The sequence below is a fragment of the Streptomyces sp. NPDC058683 genome (assembly GCF_042716195.1).
Lineage (GTDB): Bacteria > Actinomycetota > Actinomycetes > Streptomycetales > Streptomycetaceae > Streptomyces.
This window is the reverse complement of record NZ_JBHXSK010000037.1, coordinates 17,367-40,227: the sequence shown is the minus strand read 5'-3', so window position 1 is coordinate 40,227 and position 22,861 is coordinate 17,367. Positions and strand designations below refer to the sequence as shown.

Below are 22,861 nucleotides of genomic sequence, written 5' to 3'. Positions count from 1 at the left end.
ATTTATGCAGCTCAGCGCGGGTGCCGACGGGAGTTCCACGGGCCCGCAGGTCCGGTCGGCGGGCATGGCGGGCAAAGAATTGGACAGGCTGACCCGGGTCGGCCGCATGATGGAAAGGCCGCAGACACACGTCAACGTATGCAGAGGGAGTCACCGTGAGGGTCGGAATCGTCGGAGCCACCGGTCAGGTCGGCACGGTCATGCGCGGGATCCTCGCGGAACGCGACTTCCCGGTCACCGAGCTGCGGCTGTTCGCCTCGGCCCGCTCCGCCGGGACCGTGCTGGACGGCGTGACGGTGGAGGACGCGGCGACCGCCGACTACACCGGCCTGGACATCGTGCTGTTCTCGGCGGGCGGGGCCACCTCCAAGGCGCTCGCGGAGCGGGTCGCCGCCCAGGGTGCCGTCGTCATCGACAACTCCTCCGCCTGGCGCAAGGACCCCGAGGTCCCGCTGGTCGTCTCCGAGGTCAACCCGCACGCGATCGCCGACCGCCCCAAGGGCATCATCGCCAACCCGAACTGCACCACGATGGCCGCGATGCCGGTCCTGAAGGTGCTGGACGCGGAGGCGGGCCTTCAGGCGCTGGTCGCCACCACCTACCAGGCGGTGTCCGGTTCCGGGCTCGCGGGCGTCGCGGAGCTGCACGGGCAGGTGCAGAAGGTCGCCGCCGACGCGGACAAGCTCACGCACGACGGCTCGGCGGTCGACTTCCCCGAGCCGCAGGTCTACAAGCGGCCCATCGCCTTCAACGTCCTCCCCTTCGCCGGCAACCTCGTCGAGGACGGTCTGAACGAGACCGACGAGGAGCAGAAGCTGCGCCACGAGTCCCGCAAGATCCTGGAACTCCCCGGGCTGAAGGTCTCCGGCACCTGTGTCCGCGTCCCGGTGTTCTCCGGCCACTCCCTCCAGGTCAACGCCCGGTTCGCCCGCCCGATCAGCCCCGAGCGCGCGACCGAGCTGCTCGCGGACGCCCCGGGCGTCGAGCTCTCCGACATCCCCACCCCGCTGCAGGCGGCCGGCCGGGACCCGTCGTACGTCGGCCGGATCCGCCGTGACGAGACGGTCGAGCACGGTCTGGCCCTGTTCATCTCCAACGACAACCTCCGCAAGGGGGCCGCGCTGAACGCCGTGCAGATCGCGGAGCTGGTGGCGGAAGAGCTGTCGGCGAAGTAGGGGGCCGGGCGCCTCAGGGGGTGCCGCGTTCTGCCGTCGGGCGGGTGCGGCGCCGTACTGGCTGGTCGCGCCCACGCGGCGGAGCGGCATATCGGCACAGCCCCGCGCCCCTCACGGGGTGTCGCAGCGAAGCTCATCACCAAGCGGGAGTTGGCACAACATGACCACCACCCAGCCGTCCTGCGCCACCTCACGCGTCCTCGACGGCAAGGTCGCCATGATCACCGGTGCGTCCAGTGGGATCGGGGCGGCCGCCGCGCGGCTGTTCGCCCGGGAGGGTGCGGCCGTCGTGCTGACGGCCCGGCGCGCCGACCGGCTGCGGGCGCTGGCCGAGGAGATCGGCGCCGGCGGCGGCCGGGCCCTGGCCGTACCGGGGGACGTGGCCTCGGCCGAGGACGTCGAGCGGGTCGTCCGCAGGGCCGTCGCCGCCTTCGGCCGCCTGGACTGCGCCTTCAACAACGCCGGGTTCGGCACCGCCGGCACCGAACTGCACGAGACCGGCCAGGACGTCTACGAACAGACCATGGACGTCAACGTGCGCGGGGTCTGGAACTGCCTGCGCTTCCAGATCCCCGAGATGCTCGGGGCCGGCGGCGGCACGATCGTCAACACGTCGAGTGTCGCGGGGCAGCGGGCGACCGGGGCGTCGGCGGCGTACGTGGCCGCCAAGCACGCCGTCCTCGGGCTCACCCGGGCCGCCGCGGCCGAGTACGCGCAGCGCGGCATCCGCGTCAACGCGCTGGTGGTGGGCAGCACCCGCACCGAGATGATGGACCGGGCCGTGCGGACGCTGCCGGAACTGCGGGAACGGTTCGAGGGCGAGACGCTCCAGAAGCGGATGGCCGGCCCCGCCGAGGTCGCCGAGGCCGCGCTGTGGCTGTGCAGCGACCGCTCCTCCTTCGTCACGGGCGCGGCGATGCCGGTCGACGGCGGCACGACGGCCGCCTGACACCTCCCCTCGGGGCGATCTCTGGGGTTTTCCCTCGTCGCCCGGGGCCGGGCTGCCGTGGAAGGATGGCGCAACCCACACATAACGAGGAGATGACCGCGTGCCTGGCACAAACCTGACTCGCGAAGAGGCGCAGCAGCGGGCGAAGCTGCTCACCGTTGACTCGTACGAGATCGATCTCGACCTCTCCGGCGCGCAGGAGGGCGGTACCTACAGGTCCGTGACCACGGTGCGCTTCGACGTCGCCGAAGCAGGCGCCGCTTCCTTCATCGACCTGGTGGCCCCGGCGGTCCACGAGATCACCCTGAACGGCGACCCGCTCGATGCGGCCGAGGTCTTCGAGGACTCCCGGATCGCGCTGCCGGGCCTGCTGGCGGGCCGTAACGTCCTGCGGGTCGTGGCCGACTGCGCGTACACCAACACGGGCGAGGGCCTGCACCGGTTCGTCGACCCGGTCGACGAGCAGGCCTACCTCTACACCCAGTTCGAGGTGCCGGACGCCCGCCGGGTCTTCGCCAGCTTCGAGCAGCCGGACCTGAAGGCGACCTTCCAGTTCACGGTGAAGGCGCCGGGCGGCTGGACCGTGATCTCCAACTCTCCGACGCCCGAGCCCAAGGACGACGTCTGGATCTTCGAGCCGACGCCGCGCATCTCGTCGTACATCACCGCGCTGATCGTCGGCCCGTACCACTCCGTGCACAGCGTGTACGAGAAGGACGGGCAGAGCGTGCCGCTGGGCATCTACTGCCGGCCCTCGCTCGCCGAGTTCCTCGACTCGGACGCGATCTTCGCGGTGACCCGGCAGGGCTTCGACTGGTTCCAGGAGAAGTTCGACTACGCGTACCCGTTCAAGAAGTACGACCAGCTGTTCGTGCCGGAGTTCAACGCGGGCGCGATGGAGAACGCGGGCGCGGTGACCATCCGCGACCAGTACGTCTTCCGGTCCAAGGTGACCGACGCGGCGTACGAGACGCGGGCCGAGACCATCCTGCACGAGCTGGCCCACATGTGGTTCGGCGACCTGGTCACCATGGAGTGGTGGAACGACCTGTGGCTGAACGAGTCGTTCGCCACCTACACCTCCATCGCCTGCCAGGCGTACGCGCCCGGCTCGCGCTGGCCGCACTCGTGGACGACGTTCGCCAACTCCATGAAGACCTGGGCGTACCGGCAGGACCAGCTGCCCTCCACGCACCCGATCATGGCCGAGATCCGCGACCTGGACGACGTCCTCGTCAACTTCGACGGCATCACCTACGCCAAGGGCGCGTCCGTCCTGAAGCAGCTCGTCGCCTACGTCGGCATGGACGAGTTCTTCAAGGGCGTGCAGGCGTACTTCAAGCGCCACGCGTACGGCAACACCCGCCTGTCCGACCTGCTGGGCGCCCTGGAGGAGACCTCCGGGCGTGACCTGAGCACCTGGTCGAAGAAGTGGCTCCAGACCGCCGGGATCAACATCCTGCGCCCGGAGGTCGAGACGGACGGTGCAGGAGGGGCCGGTGTCATCACCTCCTTCGCGATCCGCCAGGAGGCCCCGGCGCTGCCGGCCGGCGCCAAGGGCGAGCCGACCCTGCGCCCGCACCGGATCGCGATCGGCCTGTACGACCTCGACGAGACCACCGGCAAGCTGGTCCGCACCGACCGGATCGAGCTGGACGTGGACGGCGAGCTGACGGCCGTACCCGAGCTGACGGGCCGCCGCCGCCCGGCGGTGTTCCTGCTCAACGACGACGACCTGTCGTACGCCAAGGTCCGCCTGGACGAGGAGTCCCTCGCCTTCGTGACCGAGCACCTCGGCGACTTCGCGTCCTCCCTGCCCCGCGCCCTGTGCTGGGCGTCGGCCTGGGACATGACCCGGGACGCCGAACTCGCCACCCGCGACTACCTGTCCCTGGTGCTGTCCGGCATCGGCAAGGAGTCGGACATCGGTGTCGTGCAGTCGCTCCAGCGGCAGGTGAAGCTGGCGATCGACCTGTACGCCGACCCGACCGCCCGTGAGGCGCTGCTGACCCGCTGGACCGACGCCACCCTGGCCCACCTGCGCGCCGCCGAGCCCGGCAGCGACCACCAGCTGGCCTGGGCGCGGGCGTTCGCGGCGACCGCGCGCACCCCGGAGCAGGTGGACCTGCTGGACGCCCTGCTGGACGGCGCGACGACGATCGAGGGTCTGGTCGTCGACACCGAGCTGCGCTGGGCGTTCGTCGAGCGGCTCGTGGCGGTCGGGCACTTCGACGAGGAGGACATCGCCTCCGAGTACGAGCGGGACAAGACCGCCGCCGGCGAGCGCCACGCGGCCACCGCCCGCGCCGCCCGTCCGACCGAGGAGGCGAAGGCCGAGGCGTGGGCGTCGGTCATCGACTCCGACAAGCTGCCGAACGCCGTGCAGGAGGCGGTGATCGGCGGCTTCGTCCAGACCGACCAGCGTGAGCTGCTGGCGCCGTACACGGACCGGTACTTCGAGGTCCTGAAGTCGGTGTGGGACACCCGCTCCCACGAGATCGCCCAGCAGATCGCGATCGGCCTCTACCCGGCCCTCCAGGTCTCCGGGGAGACCGTCACCAAGACGGACACCTGGCTGGCCGCGGCCCAGCCGAACGCGGCCCTGGCCCGTCTCGTCTCGGAGTCCCGCGCGGGCGTCGAGCGCGCCCTGCGGGCCCAGGCGGCGGACGCGGCGGCGGAGTAACCGACGGTACGACGAGGGGGGGCGCCCGGGGCCGATGCTCCGGGCGCCCCCTTCCTCATCTCCTCATGTGCACAGGCGTGCGGTCCTCATGTGCACAGGCGTGCGGCGAGGTCCAGCATCGTGCGCACATGCAGTCCGGTCTGCGCGGACACCGGGATCCAGCGCGGCTCGCAGGCCTTGTCGAGCTCCCGGCACCACTCGCGCACCAGGTCCGCGAGCGCGTCGGCGGTCACGGGCTCGGTGCGGGCCAGCGCCCGGCGCGCCATGGCGGCCACCCGCAGCGGGATACGGCGGGCGGCGACGCCGAGGGTCGCGAAGTGGCCGCGGGAGCCCGCGTGTTCCTCCTCGGCCCAGCCGGCGGCCAGCGACGGCGCCACCCGCAGCAGTTCCCCGGCGGCGGTGTGCAGGGGCAGCAGATCGTGCGGTACGGCACCGGCCGGGACCCGCTCCAGCAGCGCGGCGAGCTCCCGGGTCCGGGCCAGCAGCAGGTCGCAGGCCCGGCCGACGGCACGCTCCGGGTCGGGGGCGGGCCGGGAGTCGCTCACGCCGGGGACGGCCCAGGCCGGTGCCTCGACGAGGGCGGTGAGAGTGCCGTGGCACCGTGGGTGGAGCCAGGTGCTCTCGGCGACGAAGCCGCTCGGGTCGCGTTCACTGCCGCCGCTCGCGGGCGGCAGCCGCAGGACGCCGGGCGGGTCCGGACGCCAGTCCGGGCCGTCGCAGGGGTGGTCGTCGAGCGGGATCCGCAACCGGGCGGCGATCTCCCGGAACGCGCGGGCGGCGCCGGGGACCTCACGGGTCTGCATGGTGAAGGCGCCGCCGAACTCGATGCCGTGCAGGGTGAACTGGGCCGCCGGTCGCAGCTCGTCGAGCAGCCGCACCAGCGTGGCGGACTCGGGCAGCGGTTCCCGTCCGGTGCCCGGAGCGGGCAGCGACTCGGGCTGGCAGGCGAACTCGGGCCGGTAGAAGTGCCGGTGGCACTCCTCCAGGGACGGGGCGGGTTCCTCGGGCTGCCAGCCGTGCGCGAGGCGGGCGCCGTCCGGGTCGAGGCAGAGCAGCAGATGCCAGGTGCAGTCGAGCCCGCGGAGCAGTTCGGGCCGGTGGGCGAGGAGACGGGCGAGCCGGAGCGCGGAGGCGCCCCCCACGGGTTCGTTGGCGTGCGCGCCCGCGACGGTCAGGAACTGCCGCTCCCCTTGCCCGGCGGACAACAGCCAGAGCGGCCGGCCGGCCCGGCTCTGCCCGGCCGCCCGCAACCGCAGCACCCCGGGCGCGAAGGCGACCAGCGTGCGGGCCCGCCGCTCCAGTTCGCCGACGCCCGGGTAGAGCGCGCGCCGGGACAGCGATGTCCGCACGCGGGCCCCTCCGGTCAAGCGCCCTGAGAGTTGCTGTCCCCGGTGGTCTCCTTCTTGTCCAACGGGCGGATCTCGATCTTGATCGGCATTTCAACTCTCCTTGTTCGTAAGGATGTTGAGCGTCCCCATGGGAACTCCCGGCGTAGCGACTGTCAAGGGCGCCCCCTTAGTCCCCTGCCCCCCATCACCCAGGCGGAGTTGAGTACCGGTGCTCACGCCCGGGGTGCCCGTGGGTTGCGAGCATCGGTGCAACGGCGCGGCACGGAGCGCCGGTTCGTCCAGTCGAGGCACGCACACAGTCACGGAGAACCCGTCATGTCCCGTCGTATCGCTCTGTCCCTCGCCGCCGGTGTCGTCGTCCTGGGAGGCGCCGGGGCCTTCGCCCTCGCCTACGCGGGGGACCAGCCGCCCGCCTTCGCGCACAGCACCGCCCGCTACACCGCGCCGGCCGGCGGCCGGGACGGTTCGCTCACCTTCTCCACCGAGGTCACCGCGGCCTCCGGGGTGAAGAGCCTGAAGGTGCTGGCGTGGCCGGAGAAGTCCGGGTTCGCGAAGAAGCCGCTGACCGCCGCGGACATGGCCGAGGTGGAGTCGGCGACCTGCGAGCCGGCCGGGTCGGACACCGCCCGGTGCGTGTACAGGACCGTGGTGTCCGCCGCCGACGCCGCGTCGGCCCCGCACGGCGCCTGGCACGTCGCCGTACTCGCCACCGCCAAGGACGGCAGCACCACCCTGGACACCAAGGTGACCGGCTTCACCGTCGGCTGAGCCGGTCCGCCGCCGGTGGGATCCGCTCAGCCGACGTGTGCGGCCAGCGCCGACTCGATGTCCGCGCCCCGGGCGTCCTCTGCCGCCCAGGCCGCGTATCCGTCGGGGCGCACCAGCAGCGTCGTACCGCGGCCGCTCGCCCAGTGCGCCACGGCCAGCCGGTCCGCGCGCTCCTCGCCCGCGTCGTACGGACCCGGGGTGACCAGGACGAAACGGCCGCCGCGCAGCGCCTCGTAGAGACGGCCGCCGCCGGCCAGGGCGAGGTCGGGGACCCGGGCGCCGGTGAAGGGATGGGCGCCCCTCGGGGCCGGGTACCGGTAGCCGACGCCGGTGATCTGGCCCATGACCCTGCGGCGGACGGGGGCGAGCCGGCCGAGGGCCGTGATGAGCGCGGCCCGCACCGGCAGCTGCCAGCCCTTGGCCATCGCGAGCCGGACGATCGCGCCGCTGCTGCGCAGGACCGACCTGCCGACGGGGTGGCGTTCGGCCTGGTAGGTGTCGAGCAGGCCGGGGCCGGCGTGACCGTGCAGGACGGCGGTGAGCTTCCAGCTCAGGTTGGCCGCGTCCTGCAGACCGGTGTTCATTCCCTGGCCGCCGGCCGGGGTGTGCACATGTGCCGCGTCGCCGGCCAGGAAGACCCGGCCCACCCGGTAGCGGGGCGCCTGCCGCTCGTCGCTGTGGAAGCGGGACATCCAGCGGGCCTCGTGCATCCCGAAGTCCCGGCCGAGGGCCAGCCGGGTGATCTCCCTGACCTCGTCGAGGTCGACCGGCTCGTGGTCGGGGACGTCCCGGTCGCGGTGCCAGCAGATGACCCGGTAGTAGCCGTCGCCGAAGGGCGCGAGGAAGGCGAACGCGTCGCCGACCGCGGCGGCCGTGATCAGCGTTCCGGGCGTCTCGTCGAGCAGCACGTCGGCGAGGACGACGGACCGGATGGCCGACCGCCCCGGGAACGGCAGCCCGACCGCCTCCCGCACGGCACTGCGCATGCCGTCGGTGCCGACGACGTACGCGGCGCGCAGGTCCTCGGCGCCCTTGACGTGCACGGTGACCCCGTCGGCGTCCTGCGTCAGTCCCGTCACCTCGGACTCGAAGCGGAAGTCGACACCCGCCTCGGCCGCGCGGCGCTCCAGCACCTTCTCCACCTCGTACTGCGGGAGCACCAGCACATGCCGGAAATGGGAGGGAAGGCCGTCGAGGTCGAGGGTGAGCCCGCCGAAGAGGTTGAGCAGGGTGAGCGGCCGGCCGACGGCCTCCAGGTCGTCGGCGACGGCACGGGCGTCGAGCTGCTCCAGGGCGCGGGCGTGCAGGGCGAAGGCGCGGGAGAGGTTGCTGGTCTTGTGGGGCCGCTTCTCCAGGAGGGTGACCGGGACGCCGGCGCCGGCGAGGTCACCGGCCAGGAGCAGGCCGGTGGGACCGGAGCCGACGACGATCACGCGGGAGGTTTCGGGGGCGGCGGTCGGGCCGTTCATGGGAGCCTCCTGGATGCCTACGTCTGTTGGCCTACGCTCGTTGGCATGACCGGCACTCCCAGTAGAAACACAGAGCCCACGAACGGCTCGGCGGCGCGCCGCTCCGACGCCAGCCGCTCCGCCATCCTGGCCGCGGCCCGCGAGCGCTTCGCCACCGACGGCTACGAGCGGGCCACCATCCGCGCCATCGCCAAGGACGCGCATATCGACCCCTCCATGGTCATGCGCTACTTCGGCAACAAGGACGGCCTGTTCGCGGCGGCCGTCGCGCTCGATCTGCGGATGCCCGACGTGTCCCAGGGGCCGCGCACCGAGGTCGGGCGAGCGCTGGTGGCCCACTTCCTGGCCGTCTGGGAGACGAACGAGGAGCTCACCGCGGTGCTGCGGGTCGGCATCACCAACAAGGCGGGGGCCGAGCGGCTGCAGGGCATCTTCCGGGAGCAGGTGGTACCGGTGGCCCAGCGGGTGTGCCCCGACCCCGAGCAGGTGCAGACACGGGCGGGGCTGTGCGCCGCGCAGCTGATGGGGCTCGCACTCACCCGTTATGTGCTGCGGCTGCCGCCGGTGGTGGCGCTGGCGCCGGAGGAGATCCTGGCGTGGCTCGGGCCGACGCTGCAGCGGTATCTGACCGCGCCGAGCCCCTGAGCGACGCGCCGAGGGCGCCGGTCAGCTCCCGTGCGTCCCGTCGTGGGACGTACGGAAGGCGACCGGCGCCCTCGGTGGAGAAGCGGAGGTCAGGCCTTCGCCCTGGCCTTCGTCGTGCCCGGCTTGGTGACCCGGATCTTGGACTTGTCCAGCGCCATGACCAGGCCCGCGATGACCGCGAACAGCACGAGCGGGATAAGGACGTAGAGAGCCAGCGTCTCGATGACGCTCAGGCCCTTGCCGGGGTCGTCGCCGTCGTCACGCGTGAGCGCGAGGGCAGGGGACGACATGAGCAGCATCATCAGCGTCGTACCGGCAGCCAGGGCGCCGGCGCGCAGGGCGTTCTTCTTGTCCACGTTGCCAAAGTTAGCGGGCCGACTTGAGGGGCGCGCGTCCGGGGTCCCTGTACGCGGCCCCGCACGCTGCGGCGACCGTCCCGGGCGGGGGCTGTCGCCGCCCCGGAAGTGGCCCCGGGCGCCCGGTGTGCGGCGAGCGGCTTCAGGGCCGTGGGGCGTCCGGTTGTGCGGCCGGTGCCGGGTGCTCCGGGGACCGGGACCAGCTCGCCAGCAGCTTCAGGCGCTCCGCGGAGGGGGACCCCGGTTCGGCGGTGGAGACGCCCAGGGTCTGCTCGGGGTCGTCGGCGGGGGCGAAGGCCTCGTAGCCCAGGACGAGTTCGCCGACGACGGGATGCTGGAAGCGCTTGGTGCCGTGGGTGCGCCGGAACACGTCGTGGTCGGCCCACCAGTGGCGGAAATCCGCGTCCCGGACGGAGAGTTCGCCGACGAGTTCGGCCAGGGCGGGGTCATGCGGGTGACGTCCCGCGTACAGGCGAAGCGAGGCGACGATGCCGCGGGCGGCGTCCTCCCAGTCGGCGTACAGGGTCCGGAAGTGGTCGTCGAGGAAGACCAGGCGGGCCATGTTGCGGTCGCGGGCGGGCAGGGCCTCGAAGTCCGTGTACAGGGCGCGGGCGAGGTGGTTGGCGGCCAGGACGTCCATACGGCGGCCGTAGACGAGGGCGGGGACGTCGGTGAGGCTGTCGAGCAGCAGGCGCAGACCGGGGCGGATGCGCTGCGGGGGCAGCGGGCGCGGACGGGTGCGGGCCGGTCTGGCGATTCGGAACAGGTGGGCGCGCTCCAGATCATTGAGGCGCAGGGCGCGGGCGATCGCGTCCAGGACGGATGCGGAGACGTTGAGGTGGCGTCCGCGCTCCAGGCGGACGTAGTAGTCGACGCTGACGCCGGCGAGCTGGGCGACCTCCTCGCGCCGCAGGCCCGGAACGCGGCGGGTGCCGGGCTGGGGTGCCAGGCCCGCCTCCCCGGGGGTGATCCTCGCGCGGCGCGAGCGGAGAAAGTCCCGCAGCTCGCTGTTCGGTTCCTGCGCCATGCCACCACCTTGAAGTGCTCTCCCTCGTAAACGTGGGAGATTCCTGCCTACCTTGCGGTGGCGGGCTTGGCGCCGCGGGGACGCCTGACGACTGCCCTCCCGGCAGCCGGGATGAGCGCGTGGCCCATCCGGTACAGGTGCAGGATATTCCGGGCCGCGTTCCAGTCGGCGTTGCCGGACCATCCGCAGTCCGGATGCTTGCACACGAACGTGGCCTGGTCCTCCCGGCTGCCCGGTGTGGTGAAACCACAGGCTGAGCAGCGCAGGGAGGTGCCGGGGGCGGGGACCTCGTGCAGGGCGCCGCCCTGGCGGGCGGTCTTGTACGTCAGCATCGTCACGGTGCGGCCCCATGCCTCCTGGCTGATGGAGCGGTTGAGGCCGGACTTCTGCGCGACGTTCCTGCCGGGGTTCTCGATGGTGCCCTTGGCGGACTTGACCATGTTCTCGATTGTGAGCTGTTCGACCACGACGGTGCCGTACCGCTTGGCAATACTGGTGGTGGTCTTGTGCTGCCAGTCAACGGCGCGGCGCGTGGCTGTTGCGCGGAGCTGCTTGATCTGGTCGTAGGTGTGCCGCAGGCGGCGGGAGGCCCTCTCCCCGCGCTTGCGGTGCTGCTTACGCCGGGCGGCGCGTTGTTCCAGGCCAAGCAGCTTGGCCTTCTCCCGCGGGTTCAGCCACTTGTCCCGGTCAGCTGTCCCGTCGGGGAGGCGGGGCGAGCGGGCGTGGTCGCGGTGATTGCCGTCGGAGAGGGCGAGGGGCAGGTTCACCCCGGCATCAATGCCGACCTCGGTTCCCCGGTGAGGCTCGGGCTCGGCTTCGAGGGTCTGGACGCGGAAGGCGATGTGCCAGCCGAGCGCGTCCTTGACCAGCCGCGCCCCGGTGATCCGGTTCTCCTTGTCAGCGCGCTTGCCCACGGGAAGGTCCTTGGTCCAGCGGAACCGGACCCGTCCGATCTTGGGGATGCTGACCATGCCCCAGCGGCGGTGCACGCGGGTGATGTTCAGGTCCCGCCCCTGCGGGATGTCCACGGACATCACCGTGCGGACGCGGGCCTTGAAGTTCGGCGCGTCGGCGTGGCCGTCCCAGCAGTTCTTCCATGCCTGGAAGTACGTCTTCAGTACCGCTTGTGCGGCCTGGGCGGGGAGGACCGCGAGCCAGTCGATCCCGCCTCGGGCCTGACGGATCGCCGTGTCCGCCGCGGCCAGAGAACGCTTCTCCTTGGGCAGCATCGTCCACCAGTCATGCAGCAGGTTCCACAGAGTGCGGGCCGCGTGCGCCTGGTCGTCCATGAGCCGGATCTGCGCAGGGGCCAGCGCGAGTCGGGCACGATGCCCGAACTGCCGCTTCCCCCATGCACGATCCGTGTTCACTCGATCACGATAGCATTTGGTTCATGTCACCACGGTGGAAACCGAATCCCGATGTACGCACCGGCCGTCACGTCGTCCACAACCTGCATGTCCACTTGGTTTTTGTCACCAAGTACCGGCGTAAGGCCATGACGGACGCCATGCTGACCAGGTGCGAGGAGATCATGCGGGAGGTCTGCCAGGACTTCGAGGCCGAGCTGAAGCAGTTCAACGGCGAAGAGGACCATGTACACCTCCTGGTGCACTATCCGCCCAAGGTCCAGCTCTCCAGACTTGTCAACTCCCTCAAGGGCGTCTCCTCCCGCTACCTGCGCAAGGAGTACGACGCGCACGTACGCCGGTACCTGTGGGGCGGACATTTCTGGTCCGGCTCATACTTCGCCGGAAGCTGCGGCGGGGCACCGCTCACCGTCGTACGCCGGTACATCGAGAACCAGCAGCGCCCCGTATGACCTGGCCAAGGCCAACAGCGCAGATCCCTACCCAAAGACGAGGCCGGAGCACTATCGAGATGCGCTTCGCCTCCCCCGTGAACGGGGGAACACTGCGCGAGATCACAGGTAGACCGGGTGACCTGGGGAGCCGTCGCGCCAGAGGGGGTCTGCTGGACCCCCGGTCAGAGTGGGTCTCCCGCCCCGGCCGCGAGCGGTGCTCGTCTGGTGGAGAGCAAGCACGCACCTGGAGGAACCCCTGATGAAGCGCAGGATTCTCGGCGGCACCGGCATGTCGGTGAGCGCATACGCACTCGGCGCGATGATGTTCGGCGCGATGGGCAACACCGACCACGACGAGTCGGTCCGCATGATCCACACGGCACTGGACGCCGGGATCAACCTCGTCGACACCGCCGACGTGTACTCCGGCGGCGAGTCGGAGACGATCGTGGGCAAGGCGTTGAAGGGCCGGCGCGACGACGTCGTCCTGGCCACCAAATTCGGGCTGCCGATGGGCGCGGACCCCAACCGGGGCGGCGGCTCGGCCCGCTGGATCCGCCGCGCGGTGGAGGACAGCCTGCGCCGCCTGGACACCGACCACATCGACCTCTACCAGATGCACCGCCCGGACCCGCGCACCGACGTCGACGAGACCCTCGGCGTCCTGTCGGACCTGGTCCGGGCCGGGAAGGTCCGTGCCGTCGGCGGCTCGTTCTTCTCCCCCGAGGAGATCGTCGAGGCCCAGTGGACGGCCGAGCGCCGCGGCCACCACCGTTTCCGCACCGAGCAGCCGCCGTACTCGATCCTCACCCGCGGTGTGGAGAGCCGGGTGCTGCCCACCGCCCAGCGCTACGGCATGGGCGTGCTGACCTTCGGCCCGCTCAACTCCGGCTGGCTCTCGGGCCGCGCGGATCCCACGGCCGGGCACCGCAGCGCCGGCGCGGGGGCGAAGATGTTCGATCTGACCCAGCCGGGCGTACGGGCCAAGGCCGACGCCGTGCGCGAACTGACCGCTCTGGCCGCCGAGGCCGGACTGCCGCTGCCGCATCTGGCCACCGCCTTCGTCCGGGCCCATCCGGCGGTCACCGCGGTACTCATCGGCCCGCGCCGCCCCGAACAGCTCACCGACCTCCTCGCCGCGGCCGACGTGGAACTCGGCGACGACGTCCTCGACCGCATCGACGAGATCGTCCCGCCCGGCGTCGACGTGCATCCCGGCGACTTCTACATCGACCCCACCCCGCCGATCACCGACAAACGCCTGCGTCGCCGCTGAGGCCCGCTCGCCTCCCTGCGCCCGCGGGCACAAGCCGGCCCCGCGCTCCGCCGGACGGCGGCACCGGGCGGCCACCGGTCCCGGCCGGTCTCCCCCGGTCTCATGCCCCGGACGGGCTGGGCAGAGGGACCGCGCGGCCGTCCTCCTCCTGGTCGGGCGGGTCGTCCGACCGCAGGACCTCCAGGAGTGCCCGGACCCTCCCTGATTCCCTCAGCTCCTCCAGGGTCACCGGGCGGCCCGTCGCGTCGGCGATCGGGAGGCGCCAGTTCGGGTACTGGTCCCAGGTGCCGGGGAGGTTCTGGGGGCGGCGGTCGCCGACCGTGTCGGGCAGCCAGACGCCGATCATGCGGGCCGGGGTGCGGAGCAGGAAGCGGTGGACGGCCTGGATCTCGGCCTCCTCGTCACCGGCGTCGGACACGGCCAGGAGGCCCAGCCCGGTCAGCAGGGCCAGCCACTCCGCCGCGTCGGCCGCCGCGTCCGCCCGCTCCTCGGCCACCGGGCGGGTCAGCAGGCCCAGCCGGTCGCGGAGTTCGACGTGCTCGCCGGTGAGGCGGGCGGCGGTGGACGGCAGGTCGTGGGTGGTGGCGGTGGCGAGGCAGTCGGCGCGCCAGCTCTCCGGGGCGAGCGGGCGGCCGTCGCCGTCCCAGTCCCGTTCGAACCAGAGCACCGACGTACCGAGGACCCCGTGCCGCTGGAGCGTCTCGCGCACCCCCGGCTCCACGGTCCCCAGGTCCTCCCCGATCACCACCGCTCCCGCCCGGGTCGCCTCCAGGGCCAGCAGGGCGAGCATGGCCTCGGCGTCGTAGCGGACGTACGTGCCCTCCGTGGGCGGCCGGCCCTCCGGCACCCACCACAGCCGGAACAGGCCCATCACATGGTCGATGCGCAGGGCGCCGGCGTAGCGGAAGAGGGCGCGCAGCAGCTGGCGGTAGGGGGCGTGGCCGGAGGCGGCGAGGCGGTCGGGGCGCCAGGGCGGCAGGCCCCAGTCCTGGCCGCGGGCGTTGAAGGCGTCGGGCGGGGCGCCGACGGACATCCCGGCGGCGAAGAACGCACGCTGTGCCCAGGCGTCCGCGCCCTGGGGGTGCACGCCGACGGCGAGGTCGTGCACGATCCCGACCGGCATCCCGGCCTCGCGGGCGGTGTGCTGGGCGGCGGTGAGCTGGGTGTCGGTGAGCCAGGCGAGCCGCGAGTGGAAGGCGACCCGGTCGGCCAGCTCGGCGCGGGCGCGGGCGGTCTCCGGTGAGCGGGGATCGCGCAGGGCCTCGGGCCACCGGTGCCAGTCGGAGCCGTGCCGCTCGGCGAGCGCGTACCAGGTGGCGTGGTCCTCCAGGGCCGGTCCCTGTTCGGCGCGGAAGGCGTCGTAGGCGGCCTGCCGGGCGGAGGCGAGCGGGACGGCGGCCAGCGCCTCCAGTGCCTCCCGCTTCAGCTCCCAGACCGCGTCCCGGTCGATGTGGGCGCCCTGGTCGAGGACGGCGGCGCGCAGCCGCCCGGCGCGTTCCGCGAGCGCGGGGTCCGGGACGTACTCGGGGACGGACTCCAGCCGCAGATGCACCGGGTCGGGGAAGCGGCGGGAGGAGGGGCGGTACGGGGAGGGGTCGGTCGGAGGTCCGGGCACCGCCGCGTGCAACGGGTTGACCTGGACGAATCCGGCCCCGGCGGTGCGTCCGGCCCAGTCGGCCAGTGCGGCGAGGTCACCGAGGTCGCCCATGCCCCAGGAGCGGTGGGAGAGGAGCGAGTACAGCTGGACGAGGAGTCCGTACGAGCGGCCGGCGGGGGTGGGCAGCCGGTCGGGGGCGACGATCAGGTGGGCGCGGTCGGTACGGCCGTCGGGCGCGGCGGCGGTCAGCAGGTGGACGCCCGTCGGCAGGCCCCGTACGTCGTCCCGGGTCTCCCCGTCCTCCGTCCGTACCTCCAGCCGGGTGCCGGCGGGCAGGTCGAGGGCGGGGTCGCCGGAGCCGGCCCAGTGGACGACCGTCGGCGGCAGCAGCCGTTCGGCGAGGTCCCGCTCCCGGTCGGCGAGGGCGGTGCGGACGGCCTCCGGGCCGCTCGCGTCGACGCCCAGGGCGGCCAGCGCGGCCATCACGGCGCCGGCGGAGGCCGCGACCGTACGGTCCGGGGACGGGCTGTAGGAGGTGGCGACGCCGTGCAGCTCGGCCAGCCGGCACAGCCCCCGGTCCAGGGCTTCGCTCATCTACAACCCCGGCTCACTGGTCAGCGGGGCCAGGTCGGCGAGCGGCGGTTCGCTGGTGAGGGGCTCGGCGTCGGGCAGCGGCGGCTCACTGGTCAGCGGCGCCTCCGCGCAGACGGGCTCGGCGCTGAACACGCACAGACGGGACTCCTCCTCGGTCTCCACCGGGGGTTTGAACTGGGCCGGGATCGGATGGTGAACCGTTGCGGCCACGGTGGCCTCCTCGTCATGACGTCGGGTACGCCGGCGATTGCCGGGTGAGAGGAGCCCTACCCCATCGTCGCGAGGGCACGCGTGACGGCGGGGTTCCGGCCCGCGTACACGGTGTCCCGTACCCGGGACATGAATCCGCCTCGGCCGACGGATCGACGGATGGACGGATGGACGGATGGACGGATGGACGGATGGACGGATTCCCAGGATCACTATTCACTCAGTACATGTATCCAGTGCATACTGGTCTCCATGAGCACCCGGCACATCCTTCTGGGGCTGCTGAAGGCAGGACCGAGTCATGGCTACGACCTCAAACGGCGCCACGACGAACGCTTTCCGCAGGCCCGTCCACTGGCCTACGGGCAGGTGTACACGACCCTGCAACGCCTGGTCCGTGACGGTCTCGCCGAGCTCGAAGGGACCGACGCCGACGGGGGGCCGGAGCGGACGCTGTACCGGTCGACGCAGGACGGGGCACGTGAACTGGCCCGCTGGGCCGGGGAGATCGCGCCGCCCGCGCCCTTCGTGGCGAACGAGATCTTCTCCAAGGTCGTCGTCTCGATCCTGGCCGGTGGTGATCCGGCCGCCTACCTGGGCGCCCAGCGCGCCGCGCACATGGAGCGGATGCGGGAGCTCACGGCCGTGAAGACGGCCCGGGGCGCCGACCTGGCGACCGTGCTCTCGGCGGACTACGCCCTCAACCACCTCGATGCCGACCTCCGCTGGATGAACACCACGGCGGCCCGGCTGACCACTCTGACCGCGGAGGTCGACGCAGCATGAGCAACCAGGGGGACTCCTCGGTGCCGCTTCTGGCGGGCCGGGACCTCGTCAAGGCGCACGGCAGGACGGAGGCACTGCGCGGCGCCTGTGTCGAGTTGCGCGCCGGCGAGATCCTCGCCGTGACGGGGGCCAGCGGCAGCGGCAAGTCCACGCTGCTGCACTGTCTGGCCGGGATCGTGCGACCGGACGCGGGCTCGGTGGCCTACGACGGGCTGCGGCTCGACCAGCTGCCGGAGCAGCGGCTGAGCGAGCTGCGGCGCTCCGACTTCGGCGTGGTCTTCCAGTTCGGGCAGCTGATCCCGGAACTGACCGCCCTCGACAACGTGGCGCTGCCGCTGATGCTGGCCGGAGCGGCCCGCACCGAAGCCCGGGCGCGGGCCGGCGAGTGGCTGGAGCGGTTCGGGGTGCGCGGACAGGAAGAGCTGCGGCCGGGCGAGATGAGCGGCGGCCAGGCGCAGCGGAGCGCCCTGGCACGAGCGCTGGTGACCGGCCCGAGGGTGGTCCTCGCGGACGAGCCGACGGGGGCGCTGGACTCGCTGGCGAGCGAGCAGGTGATGACGTCGCTGGTGCACACGGCCCGCGAGTCGGGCACGGCCGTGCTGGTGATCACTCACGACGCCCAGGTCGCGGCGTACGCGGACCGCGAGGTGCGGCTGAGCGACGGGACCGTGGCGCCGGTGGGGGTGACGGCGTGAGGGCCGATCTGCGGCTGGCGCTGCTGCTCACGCGGGGGTCGGACCGGCGGGAGTGGTGGCGGGTCCTGCTGACGGCGATCGGGGCGGCGCTGGCGACCGGCATCGGGCTGGTGATCGCGGTCCTCGTCCCGATGGACTCCCAGTACAGCGTGTCGGTCGGTTCCGGGCTGCTCGACCAGCCCGGAACCCGCAATGGAGTGATCACCGCGCTGATGCTGCTCTTCATCCCGGTGCTGGGGTTCCTCGCGCAGTGCGCGCGGGTCGGCGCGGTGCACCGCGACCGGCGGCTGGCCGCGCTGCGGCTGGCGGGGGCCACGCCCGTGCAGGTGCGGCGGATCGCGGCGCTGGAGTCGGGGCTGGCCTGCCTGGCCGGTTCGGCCGTGGCCACCGTGTTCTCCGTGCTGACCCTGCTGCGCCTGTGGCAGCGTCCCGACCCCCTGGCCTGGGTCGACATCACCGTGGTGGCCGTGCTGGTGCCGGTGCTGGGCGCGGCCGTGAGCGCCCTGGCGCTGCGCCGGGTGGTGGCCTCGCCGCTGGGCTGGATCCGGCGGGTGCGGCCGGCCAGGGCTCCGGGGCGGGCGTTCCAGGTGGCGACCGGGCTGCTGGCCGTGCTGGCGGTGCTGGTCGCGCTGACCGCGTTCGCCGGCGATCCCTTCTCGTTCCCGCTCGTCGAGTTCGCCCTCGGCCCGCTCACGATCTTCGCGGTGTGTCTGCTGGTCGGAGCCTCGGCGGTGTGGCTGGCGGGCTGGTCGTCCCGGCGGATGGGCTCGGCGCTGGCGGCCCGCACCGAGAGTCCCGCGGTGCTGATCGCGGCGGAACGGCTGCGCGACGACCCGTGGGCCGCGGCCCGGACGCACGCGGCCGTGCTGCTGGTGACCGTCGTGGGCACGGGATTCATGGGGGTGCGGGAGGTGCTGCTCGCTGTTCTGCACGCCATGGACGGGGCGGACAACCTCGGCAGGGGCATCACGTACTACACGACGGGTCTGGACCTCACGGCTGCCGCGATCCTCGTCGCCCTGGCGATCGTCCTGTCCGGTCTCGCCGTCGGCACCGCCGAGTCGCTGGCCACCCGGCGCCGGGGCCTGGCCGCGCAGGCCGCCGCCGGAGTGCCGCGGGGTGTGCTGGGCCGGGCGCTGCTCCTGGAGACCGCGCTGCCGCTGGCCCCGGCGATCCTGGTGGCGGGCGCGGGCGGCATGGCGATCGGCGTCTGGTACGCCTCCACCGCCACGACGTACACCTCGCCGGCGGTGCCGTACACGGCCCTGCTGGTTCCGCTCGCGGTCTACGGCGCCTGTCTGCTGGCAGCGGCCACGGCACTCCCGCTGTTGCACCGCTCGGTGCATCCGGCGGAGCTGCGCTACGCATGACGCCGGACGGGTGTCCGGCCTCCGGGGGTACGGGGGACTCCCGGAGGGCGGAGCACACGGGCGCCCGGGTGTGCGAAGGCCCGGATCGTCAGGCGGAGATGCCGTCGATCCGGGCCAGGGCGTCGTCCGCGCCGTACGGCTGCAAGTAGGGCAGCCAGCGCGGGTCCCTATGGCCGGTCCCGATGATGCGCCAGGCCAGGCCGGTGGGTGGGGCTGGTTTGTGCCGCAGCCGCCAGCCGATCTCGAAGAGATGGCGGTCGGCCTTGACGTGGTTGCAGCGACGGCACGACGCGACCACGTTGTCCCAGACGTGCTGACCCCCGCGACTGCGCGGGATGACGTGGTCGACGCTGGTTGCGACGCCACCGCAGTACATGCACCGGCCCCCGTCGCGCGCGAAGAGCGCCCTTCGGGTGAGCGGAACGGGCCCTCGGTAGGGAACCCGGACGAATCGCTTGAGCCGGACCACGCTGGGTGCGGGGACTGTGACGGTTGCGCTGTGCATAAAGGCGCCGGATTCCTCCAAGGCGACTGCCTTGTTCTCCAGGACGAGGATGAGCGCGCGGCGGAGCGGTACGACGCCGAGCGGCTCGTACGACGCGTTGAGGACCAGGACATGCGGCACGGGGGCCTCCTTGGGCGTCGGCGGCGCGTGGCTCGCGCCGGGACGATCTGTGGTCAGTCTCCCCTCTTGCCTGGTGGACGCGCCACCATGTCCGCGTAACGGCCTGGGAGTGTTTTCGACCACACGGCATTCATCCCCCGGACAATCCCCTTTTCAAGCGAGCCTGTTCAACCGGGAGGCCCGCGGAGTGAGCACGGTCTCTCCTTCTCGTATCGGTCGGGCGCACACGCAATGCCCCGTTAGTGTGGTGATCCTGCCCGTCCGGTGACCTTTTCGTGACCTTGAACGCCGTACGTGACCTTGAACGCCGTGCCGGAGGGCAGTACCGCACCGCCTGGAGGTACCCGCCGTGTCCTTGCCCGCCGTCCTCATGGCCGCCGGTCCATCGCCGTCGCCGACCCCCTCGGGGTCGGCCACCCCGGCGGTGCCCACGCTCCAGGACGCCCAGGAGAGCGCCACGAACGCCGCGAGCTGGGTCGAGCAGAACTGGTCGACATGGCTGGCGATAGGTCTGAAGGTGCTGCTGATCCTGGTGATCGCGGTGGTCCTCAGAAGGGTCGTGCTGCGGGCGATAACCAAGCTCATCGACCGCATGAACCGGACCGCCGAGTCGGCGGAGGGCACCACCCTCGGCGGGCTGCTGGTCAACGCCGAGCGGCGGCGGCAGCGCTCCCAGGCGATCGGGTCCGTGCTGCGGTCGGTGGCGAGCTTCGTGATCCTGGGCACGGCCGCGCTGACGGTGCTGTCCGCCTTCCAGATCAACCTGGCGCCGCTGCTGGCGTCGGCCGGTGTGGCCGGTGTGGCGATCGGTTTCGGCGCCCGCAACCTGGTCACGGACTTCCTGTCCGGCGTGTTCATGATCCTGGAGGACCAGTACGGCGTCGGCGACTCGATCGACGCGGGGGTCGCCTCCGGCGAGGTGGTCGAGGTCGGCCTGCGGGTGACCAAGCTGCGCGGCGACAACGGCGAGATCTGGTACGTCCGCAACGGCGAGATCAAGCGCATCGGCAATCTCTCGCAGGGCTGGGCCACGGCCGGTGTCGACGTCACCGTCCGGCCCAGCGAGGACCTGGACCGGGTGCGGGCCACCCTGGACGAGGTCGCCGAGAAGATGGCCAAGGAGGAGCCCTGGAACGAGCTGCTGTGGGGCCCGATCCAGATCCTCGGCCTGGACTCCGTCCTCATCGACTCGATGGTGGTCCGTCTCTCCGCCAAGACCATGCCCGGCAAGGCCCTGACGGTGGAGCGCGAGCTGCGCTGGCGGATCAAGCGGGCCTTCGACGCGGCGGACATCCGGATCGTCGGCGGTGTGCCGGTCGCGGCCTCGGAGGACGAGGCCCCGGACCCGACGGCGGCCGTGGCGGCACCGTCGGTGTTCGCCAACGCGGACTCCCCGCAGGTGGCGGCGACGACGCCGATCGCCGCGCAGCGGCCGGCCGCCAAGTAGCCGGCACGCGTCCGGCGCCCGGCCGGCATGGAGCCGGCTAGGCGGTATCGCCGCCGCAGACCAGCCGGTAGGCCTCCTTGACCCATGCCTCGTCGCCGGGGTCGACGCCGCAGGCCAGGGAGGCCCCGGAGTTGCCGTTGACCCAGGTGGTCACGCTGCCGTAGACGTCACGACCGGGGCAGGAGACGGTGAAACCGCCCTCGACGACCGTCACGCTCCTGGCGTAGACGAGACGCCCGCCGTGCCCGAGGGGGTCCATCTTGACCGGATGGTGCTCACGGTCGGCCGAGTCCTCCCCGGGCGCCGCGAACTCCCCGACCTCCCACAGCTTGAGATGCTTGGCGAGCGCGGCCAGGACGCGGTGCGCGGAGACGCTCCCGTCGCTGGTGTCGACCCGGGGCACGATGTTCCGTACGAGCCGGGTGTGGAAGGTGAGCCATCCCCGGTAGCCGTCGTCCACCTTCACCACCGGGGAGACCTCGGTGAGCCGGACCTCCCGCGTCACACCGGTCCACCGGAAGGTCCCGCCCGGGCAGGAGGGGGCGGTGGCGGACGCCTTGGCCGGAGGCTCGGGATCCGTCACCGCCGTCGTCGCCGTTGTCGCGGTCGTCGTACAGCCCGCCGCCGCCAGGACGAGGGCGGCCGGCAGCAGCCGTACGAACGGCCGTCTTCGAGGGGTCATGTTCAGCCGCCGTTCTCCTGGCCGGTGTCGGGATCCAAGAGCAGGAAGCCGTGTGAAAGGCCTGCTTGACCAGGGGCGACGAAGATCGTGACGGAGTCGTGATCACGGAGCGGGGTCTGGCCGGATTCAGATGTTCTTCACAGGTCCCCCGCATGCTCCGCACGTCACGCGGTGATCTAGGGTCACTGCATCACGGGTCCTTGTTCTGGAGCGCGAAGTCGCCCGGGGACCCGTTGCGAATGTGGGGATACATGAGAAAGCTCGCCATAGGCGCCGCCCTGTCCGGCGCCCTGGCCCTGGCCGGTGTCGCGGCGCCCGCCGCCTCCGCGGCCCCGAGCACGCCCGACCTCAAGTTCACCGGCATCACGGTGAACAACGGCAAGGCGATCGTGGTCGGCACCACCAAGTCGGTGAGCGTGCCGGTGACGTACACCCTGACCCGGCCCGTGGACGTGAACGTGGACGGCGACTCGTCGTTCGCCGGCGTGATCCTCTACCGCGGCACCCTGAAGGCGCTGGACAACGCCGTCGGCCCCGACGACGTGCCCACCTGCACGACGGCGGCGACGACGGACACGACCGTCACCGCGAGCTGCTCCGAGAAGATCGTCATCGACCCGGAGGACAGCCTGTTCGAGGCCGCGGACGCCACCACCTGGAAGGCCGGCGGCTTCTACAGCTACGTCGACGGCACCGTCTCGGACGACTTCCTCAGCTCCAACTCGGGCACCGCGATCTGGGGCAACCTCGGCACGGCCCAGCTGCAGCGCGCGGCCAAGCTGACCGCCGACGCCTCCCCGGAGCCGGTGGCCAAGGGCAAGACGATCACCGTCAAGGGCAAGCTGACCCGGGCGGACTGGGACGCGGCCGCGTACAAGGGCTACCAGGGGCAGAAGGCCGTCCTGCAGTTCCGTGCCGAGGGCACCAAGACGTACACGAACGTCAAGGGCATCACCTCCGGTACGGGCGGCGCCCTGGCCACCACGGTGAAGGCGTCGAAGAGCGGCTACTTCCGCTACGTCTTCGCCGGTACGACGACCACCGCGGCGGCGACGGCCACGGGTGACTACATCAAGGTCAAGTAGCGCCTGCGGTCGCTTCACCACAGGGCCCGTCCGGTCTTCCGGGCGGGCCCTTCGTGTGTCCGAGCCCAGGTAACGAGTGGGTTGCCGCGCAGGCGGGCTATTGACGCTCTCCTTCCGGCGCCCTACGTTTTCCAGCCAACAGGAAACTTTCCTAACAGTGATCAACGGGTGAGCGATCCGGTGAGCCGCGTGAGCCGTCCGGGCGAGTGCCCCGGGCCGGTGATCCGGGCGGGTCACCCGGGTGGACCGATCACCCGGGTCACTGGGAA

21 protein-coding genes are annotated in these 22,861 nt (G+C 72.1%); 12 read left to right on the top strand and 9 right to left on the bottom strand.

The window, feature by feature from the left end; genetic code table 11:
• Positions 1-155 precede the first annotated feature (155 nt).
• From ACFWXC_RS34525 to pepN, 3 genes are all read left to right on the top strand, one after another.
• Complete coding sequence (locus tag ACFWXC_RS34525; protein ID WP_384484865.1) at positions 156-1,175, top strand: aspartate-semialdehyde dehydrogenase; 1,020 nt, start codon at positions 156-158, stop codon at positions 1,173-1,175.
• A gap of 160 nt (positions 1,176-1,335) precedes the next feature.
• Positions 1,336-2,124: an SDR family NAD(P)-dependent oxidoreductase gene (locus tag ACFWXC_RS34520; RefSeq protein ID WP_384484863.1), complete on the top strand. Its 789-nt coding sequence runs from the start codon at positions 1,336-1,338 to the stop codon at positions 2,122-2,124.
• A 100-nt stretch (positions 2,125-2,224) separates the two neighbouring features.
• Entirely contained in the window at positions 2,225-4,807 is a 2,583-nt protein-coding gene (gene pepN / locus ACFWXC_RS34515; protein ID WP_384484861.1) for an aminopeptidase N, read from the top strand.
• An 86-nt stretch (positions 4,808-4,893) separates the two neighbouring features.
• Here the strand turns inward: pepN and ACFWXC_RS34510 are convergent, their stop codons facing one another.
• Entirely contained in the window at positions 4,894-6,156 is a 1,263-nt protein-coding gene (locus tag ACFWXC_RS34510; RefSeq protein WP_384484859.1) for a M14 family zinc carboxypeptidase, read from the bottom strand.
• 315 nt (positions 6,157-6,471) lie between these two features.
• Here ACFWXC_RS34510 and ACFWXC_RS34505 point away from each other — a divergent pair, with 315 nt between their 5' ends.
• Complete coding sequence (locus ACFWXC_RS34505; RefSeq protein ID WP_384484857.1) at positions 6,472-6,924, top strand: DUF5707 domain-containing protein; 453 nt, start codon at positions 6,472-6,474, stop codon at positions 6,922-6,924.
• A 26-nt stretch (positions 6,925-6,950) separates the two neighbouring features.
• Here ACFWXC_RS34505 and ACFWXC_RS34500 read toward each other — a convergent pair whose 3' ends face one another.
• Positions 6,951-8,393 carry an FAD-dependent monooxygenase gene (locus ACFWXC_RS34500; protein ID WP_384484855.1) on the bottom strand — a complete coding sequence of 481 codons (1,443 nt, stop codon included), beginning with the start codon at positions 8,391-8,393 and terminating at the stop codon, positions 6,951-6,953.
• A 45-nt stretch (positions 8,394-8,438) separates the two neighbouring features.
• On the opposite strand from ACFWXC_RS34500, the gene ACFWXC_RS34495 reads away from it, so the two are divergent.
• Positions 8,439-9,038, top strand: coding sequence for a TetR family transcriptional regulator (locus tag ACFWXC_RS34495; RefSeq protein WP_384484853.1), 600 nt, complete (start codon positions 8,439-8,441; stop codon positions 9,036-9,038).
• A gap of 89 nt (positions 9,039-9,127) precedes the next feature.
• On the opposite strand, the gene ACFWXC_RS34490 is transcribed toward ACFWXC_RS34495, so the two are convergent.
• From ACFWXC_RS34490 to ACFWXC_RS34480, 3 genes are all read right to left on the bottom strand, one after another.
• Entirely contained in the window at positions 9,128-9,394 is a 267-nt protein-coding gene (locus tag ACFWXC_RS34490; protein ID WP_384484851.1) for a hypothetical protein, read from the bottom strand.
• Positions 9,395-9,536: 142 nt separating this feature from the next.
• Complete coding sequence (locus ACFWXC_RS34485; protein ID WP_384484849.1) at positions 9,537-10,421, bottom strand: helix-turn-helix domain-containing protein; 885 nt, start codon at positions 10,419-10,421, stop codon at positions 9,537-9,539.
• A 47-nt stretch (positions 10,422-10,468) separates the two neighbouring features.
• Entirely contained in the window at positions 10,469-11,791 is a 1,323-nt protein-coding gene (locus ACFWXC_RS34480) for an RNA-guided endonuclease InsQ/TnpB family protein (protein ID WP_384484847.1), read from the bottom strand.
• Between the two features lie 23 nt (positions 11,792-11,814).
• On the opposite strand from ACFWXC_RS34480, the gene tnpA reads away from it, so the two are divergent.
• Both tnpA and ACFWXC_RS34470 read left to right on the top strand, forming a co-directional pair.
• Positions 11,815-12,243 (top strand): IS200/IS605 family transposase, encoded by a 429-nt coding sequence (gene tnpA / locus ACFWXC_RS34475; RefSeq protein ID WP_384484845.1) that lies wholly within the window; start codon positions 11,815-11,817, stop codon positions 12,241-12,243.
• Positions 12,244-12,484: 241 nt separating this feature from the next.
• A complete protein-coding gene (locus ACFWXC_RS34470; RefSeq protein ID WP_384484843.1) occupies positions 12,485-13,501 on the top strand; it encodes an aldo/keto reductase in 1,017 nt (338 codons plus the stop codon).
• Between the two features lie 100 nt (positions 13,502-13,601).
• On the opposite strand, the gene malQ is transcribed toward ACFWXC_RS34470, so the two are convergent.
• Together malQ and ACFWXC_RS34460 are read right to left on the bottom strand one after the other, a co-directional pair.
• Positions 13,602-15,692 (bottom strand): 4-alpha-glucanotransferase, encoded by a 2,091-nt coding sequence (gene malQ, locus ACFWXC_RS34465; RefSeq protein WP_384484841.1) that lies wholly within the window; start codon positions 15,690-15,692, stop codon positions 13,602-13,604.
• Positions 15,693-15,902 carry a hypothetical protein gene (locus ACFWXC_RS34460; RefSeq protein WP_384484839.1) on the bottom strand — a complete coding sequence of 70 codons (210 nt, stop codon included), beginning with the start codon at positions 15,900-15,902 and terminating at the stop codon, positions 15,693-15,695.
• Between the two features lie 252 nt (positions 15,903-16,154).
• Between ACFWXC_RS34460 and ACFWXC_RS34455 the strand changes: the two genes are divergently transcribed.
• From ACFWXC_RS34455 to ACFWXC_RS34445, 3 genes are read left to right on the top strand one after another with little or no spacing between them, the layout of a single operon-like run.
• Positions 16,155-16,688, top strand: coding sequence for a PadR family transcriptional regulator (locus tag ACFWXC_RS34455; RefSeq protein WP_384484837.1), 534 nt, complete (start codon positions 16,155-16,157; stop codon positions 16,686-16,688).
• A complete protein-coding gene (locus ACFWXC_RS34450) occupies positions 16,685-17,383 on the top strand; it encodes an ABC transporter ATP-binding protein (protein WP_384484835.1) in 699 nt (232 codons plus the stop codon). Before ACFWXC_RS34455 ends, ACFWXC_RS34450 begins: the two co-directional genes overlap by 4 nt.
• Complete coding sequence (locus ACFWXC_RS34445; protein ID WP_384484833.1) at positions 17,380-18,753, top strand: FtsX-like permease family protein; 1,374 nt, start codon at positions 17,380-17,382, stop codon at positions 18,751-18,753. Before ACFWXC_RS34450 ends, ACFWXC_RS34445 begins: the two co-directional genes overlap by 4 nt.
• Positions 18,754-18,841: 88 nt before the next feature.
• Here ACFWXC_RS34445 and ACFWXC_RS34440 read toward each other — a convergent pair whose 3' ends face one another.
• The gene (locus ACFWXC_RS34440; protein WP_355711725.1) at positions 18,842-19,378 is read right to left on the bottom strand and encodes an HNH endonuclease; all 537 of its coding nucleotides are present in this window, start codon (positions 19,376-19,378) and stop codon (positions 18,842-18,844) included.
• Between the two features lie 349 nt (positions 19,379-19,727).
• On the opposite strand from ACFWXC_RS34440, the gene ACFWXC_RS34435 reads away from it, so the two are divergent.
• Positions 19,728-20,825, top strand: a complete 1,098-nt coding sequence (locus ACFWXC_RS34435) for a mechanosensitive ion channel family protein (RefSeq protein WP_384484830.1) — start codon at positions 19,728-19,730, stop codon at positions 20,823-20,825.
• Positions 20,826-20,862: 37 nt separating this feature from the next.
• On the opposite strand, the gene ACFWXC_RS34430 is transcribed toward ACFWXC_RS34435, so the two are convergent.
• Positions 20,863-21,507, bottom strand: coding sequence for a hypothetical protein (locus ACFWXC_RS34430; protein WP_384484828.1), 645 nt, complete (start codon positions 21,505-21,507; stop codon positions 20,863-20,865).
• Between the two features lie 251 nt (positions 21,508-21,758).
• Between ACFWXC_RS34430 and ACFWXC_RS34425 the strand changes: the two genes are divergently transcribed.
• Entirely contained in the window at positions 21,759-22,592 is an 834-nt protein-coding gene (locus ACFWXC_RS34425; protein WP_384484826.1) for a hypothetical protein, read from the top strand.
• Positions 22,593-22,861 lie beyond the last annotated feature (269 nt).

Excerpts from the sequence above, each read along its gene's own strand:
- ACFWXC_RS34520 (WP_384484863.1), top strand. The coding sequence starts at position 1,336 with ATGACCACCACCCAGCCGTCCTGCGCCACCTCACGCGTCCTCGACGGC.
- ACFWXC_RS34505 (WP_384484857.1), top strand. The coding sequence starts at position 6,472 with ATGTCCCGTCGTATCGCTCTGTCCCTCGCCGCCGGTGTCGTCGTCCTG.
- ACFWXC_RS34500 (WP_384484855.1), bottom strand. The coding sequence starts at position 8,393 with ATGAACGGCCCGACCGCCGCCCCCGAAACCTCCCGCGTGATCGTCGTC.
- ACFWXC_RS34495 (WP_384484853.1), top strand. The coding sequence starts at position 8,439 with ATGACCGGCACTCCCAGTAGAAACACAGAGCCCACGAACGGCTCGGCG.
- ACFWXC_RS34485 (WP_384484849.1), bottom strand. The coding sequence starts at position 10,421 with ATGGCGCAGGAACCGAACAGCGAGCTGCGGGACTTTCTCCGCTCGCGC.
- tnpA (WP_384484845.1), top strand. The coding sequence starts at position 11,815 with ATGTCACCACGGTGGAAACCGAATCCCGATGTACGCACCGGCCGTCAC.
- ACFWXC_RS34470 (WP_384484843.1), top strand. The coding sequence starts at position 12,485 with ATGAAGCGCAGGATTCTCGGCGGCACCGGCATGTCGGTGAGCGCATAC.
- malQ (WP_384484841.1), bottom strand. The coding sequence starts at position 15,692 with ATGAGCGAAGCCCTGGACCGGGGGCTGTGCCGGCTGGCCGAGCTGCAC.
- ACFWXC_RS34455 (WP_384484837.1), top strand. The coding sequence starts at position 16,155 with ATGAGCACCCGGCACATCCTTCTGGGGCTGCTGAAGGCAGGACCGAGT.
- ACFWXC_RS34450 (WP_384484835.1), top strand. The coding sequence starts at position 16,685 with ATGAGCAACCAGGGGGACTCCTCGGTGCCGCTTCTGGCGGGCCGGGAC.
- ACFWXC_RS34430 (WP_384484828.1), bottom strand. The coding sequence starts at position 21,507 with ATGACCCCTCGAAGACGGCCGTTCGTACGGCTGCTGCCGGCCGCCCTC.
- ACFWXC_RS34425 (WP_384484826.1), top strand. The coding sequence starts at position 21,759 with ATGAGAAAGCTCGCCATAGGCGCCGCCCTGTCCGGCGCCCTGGCCCTG.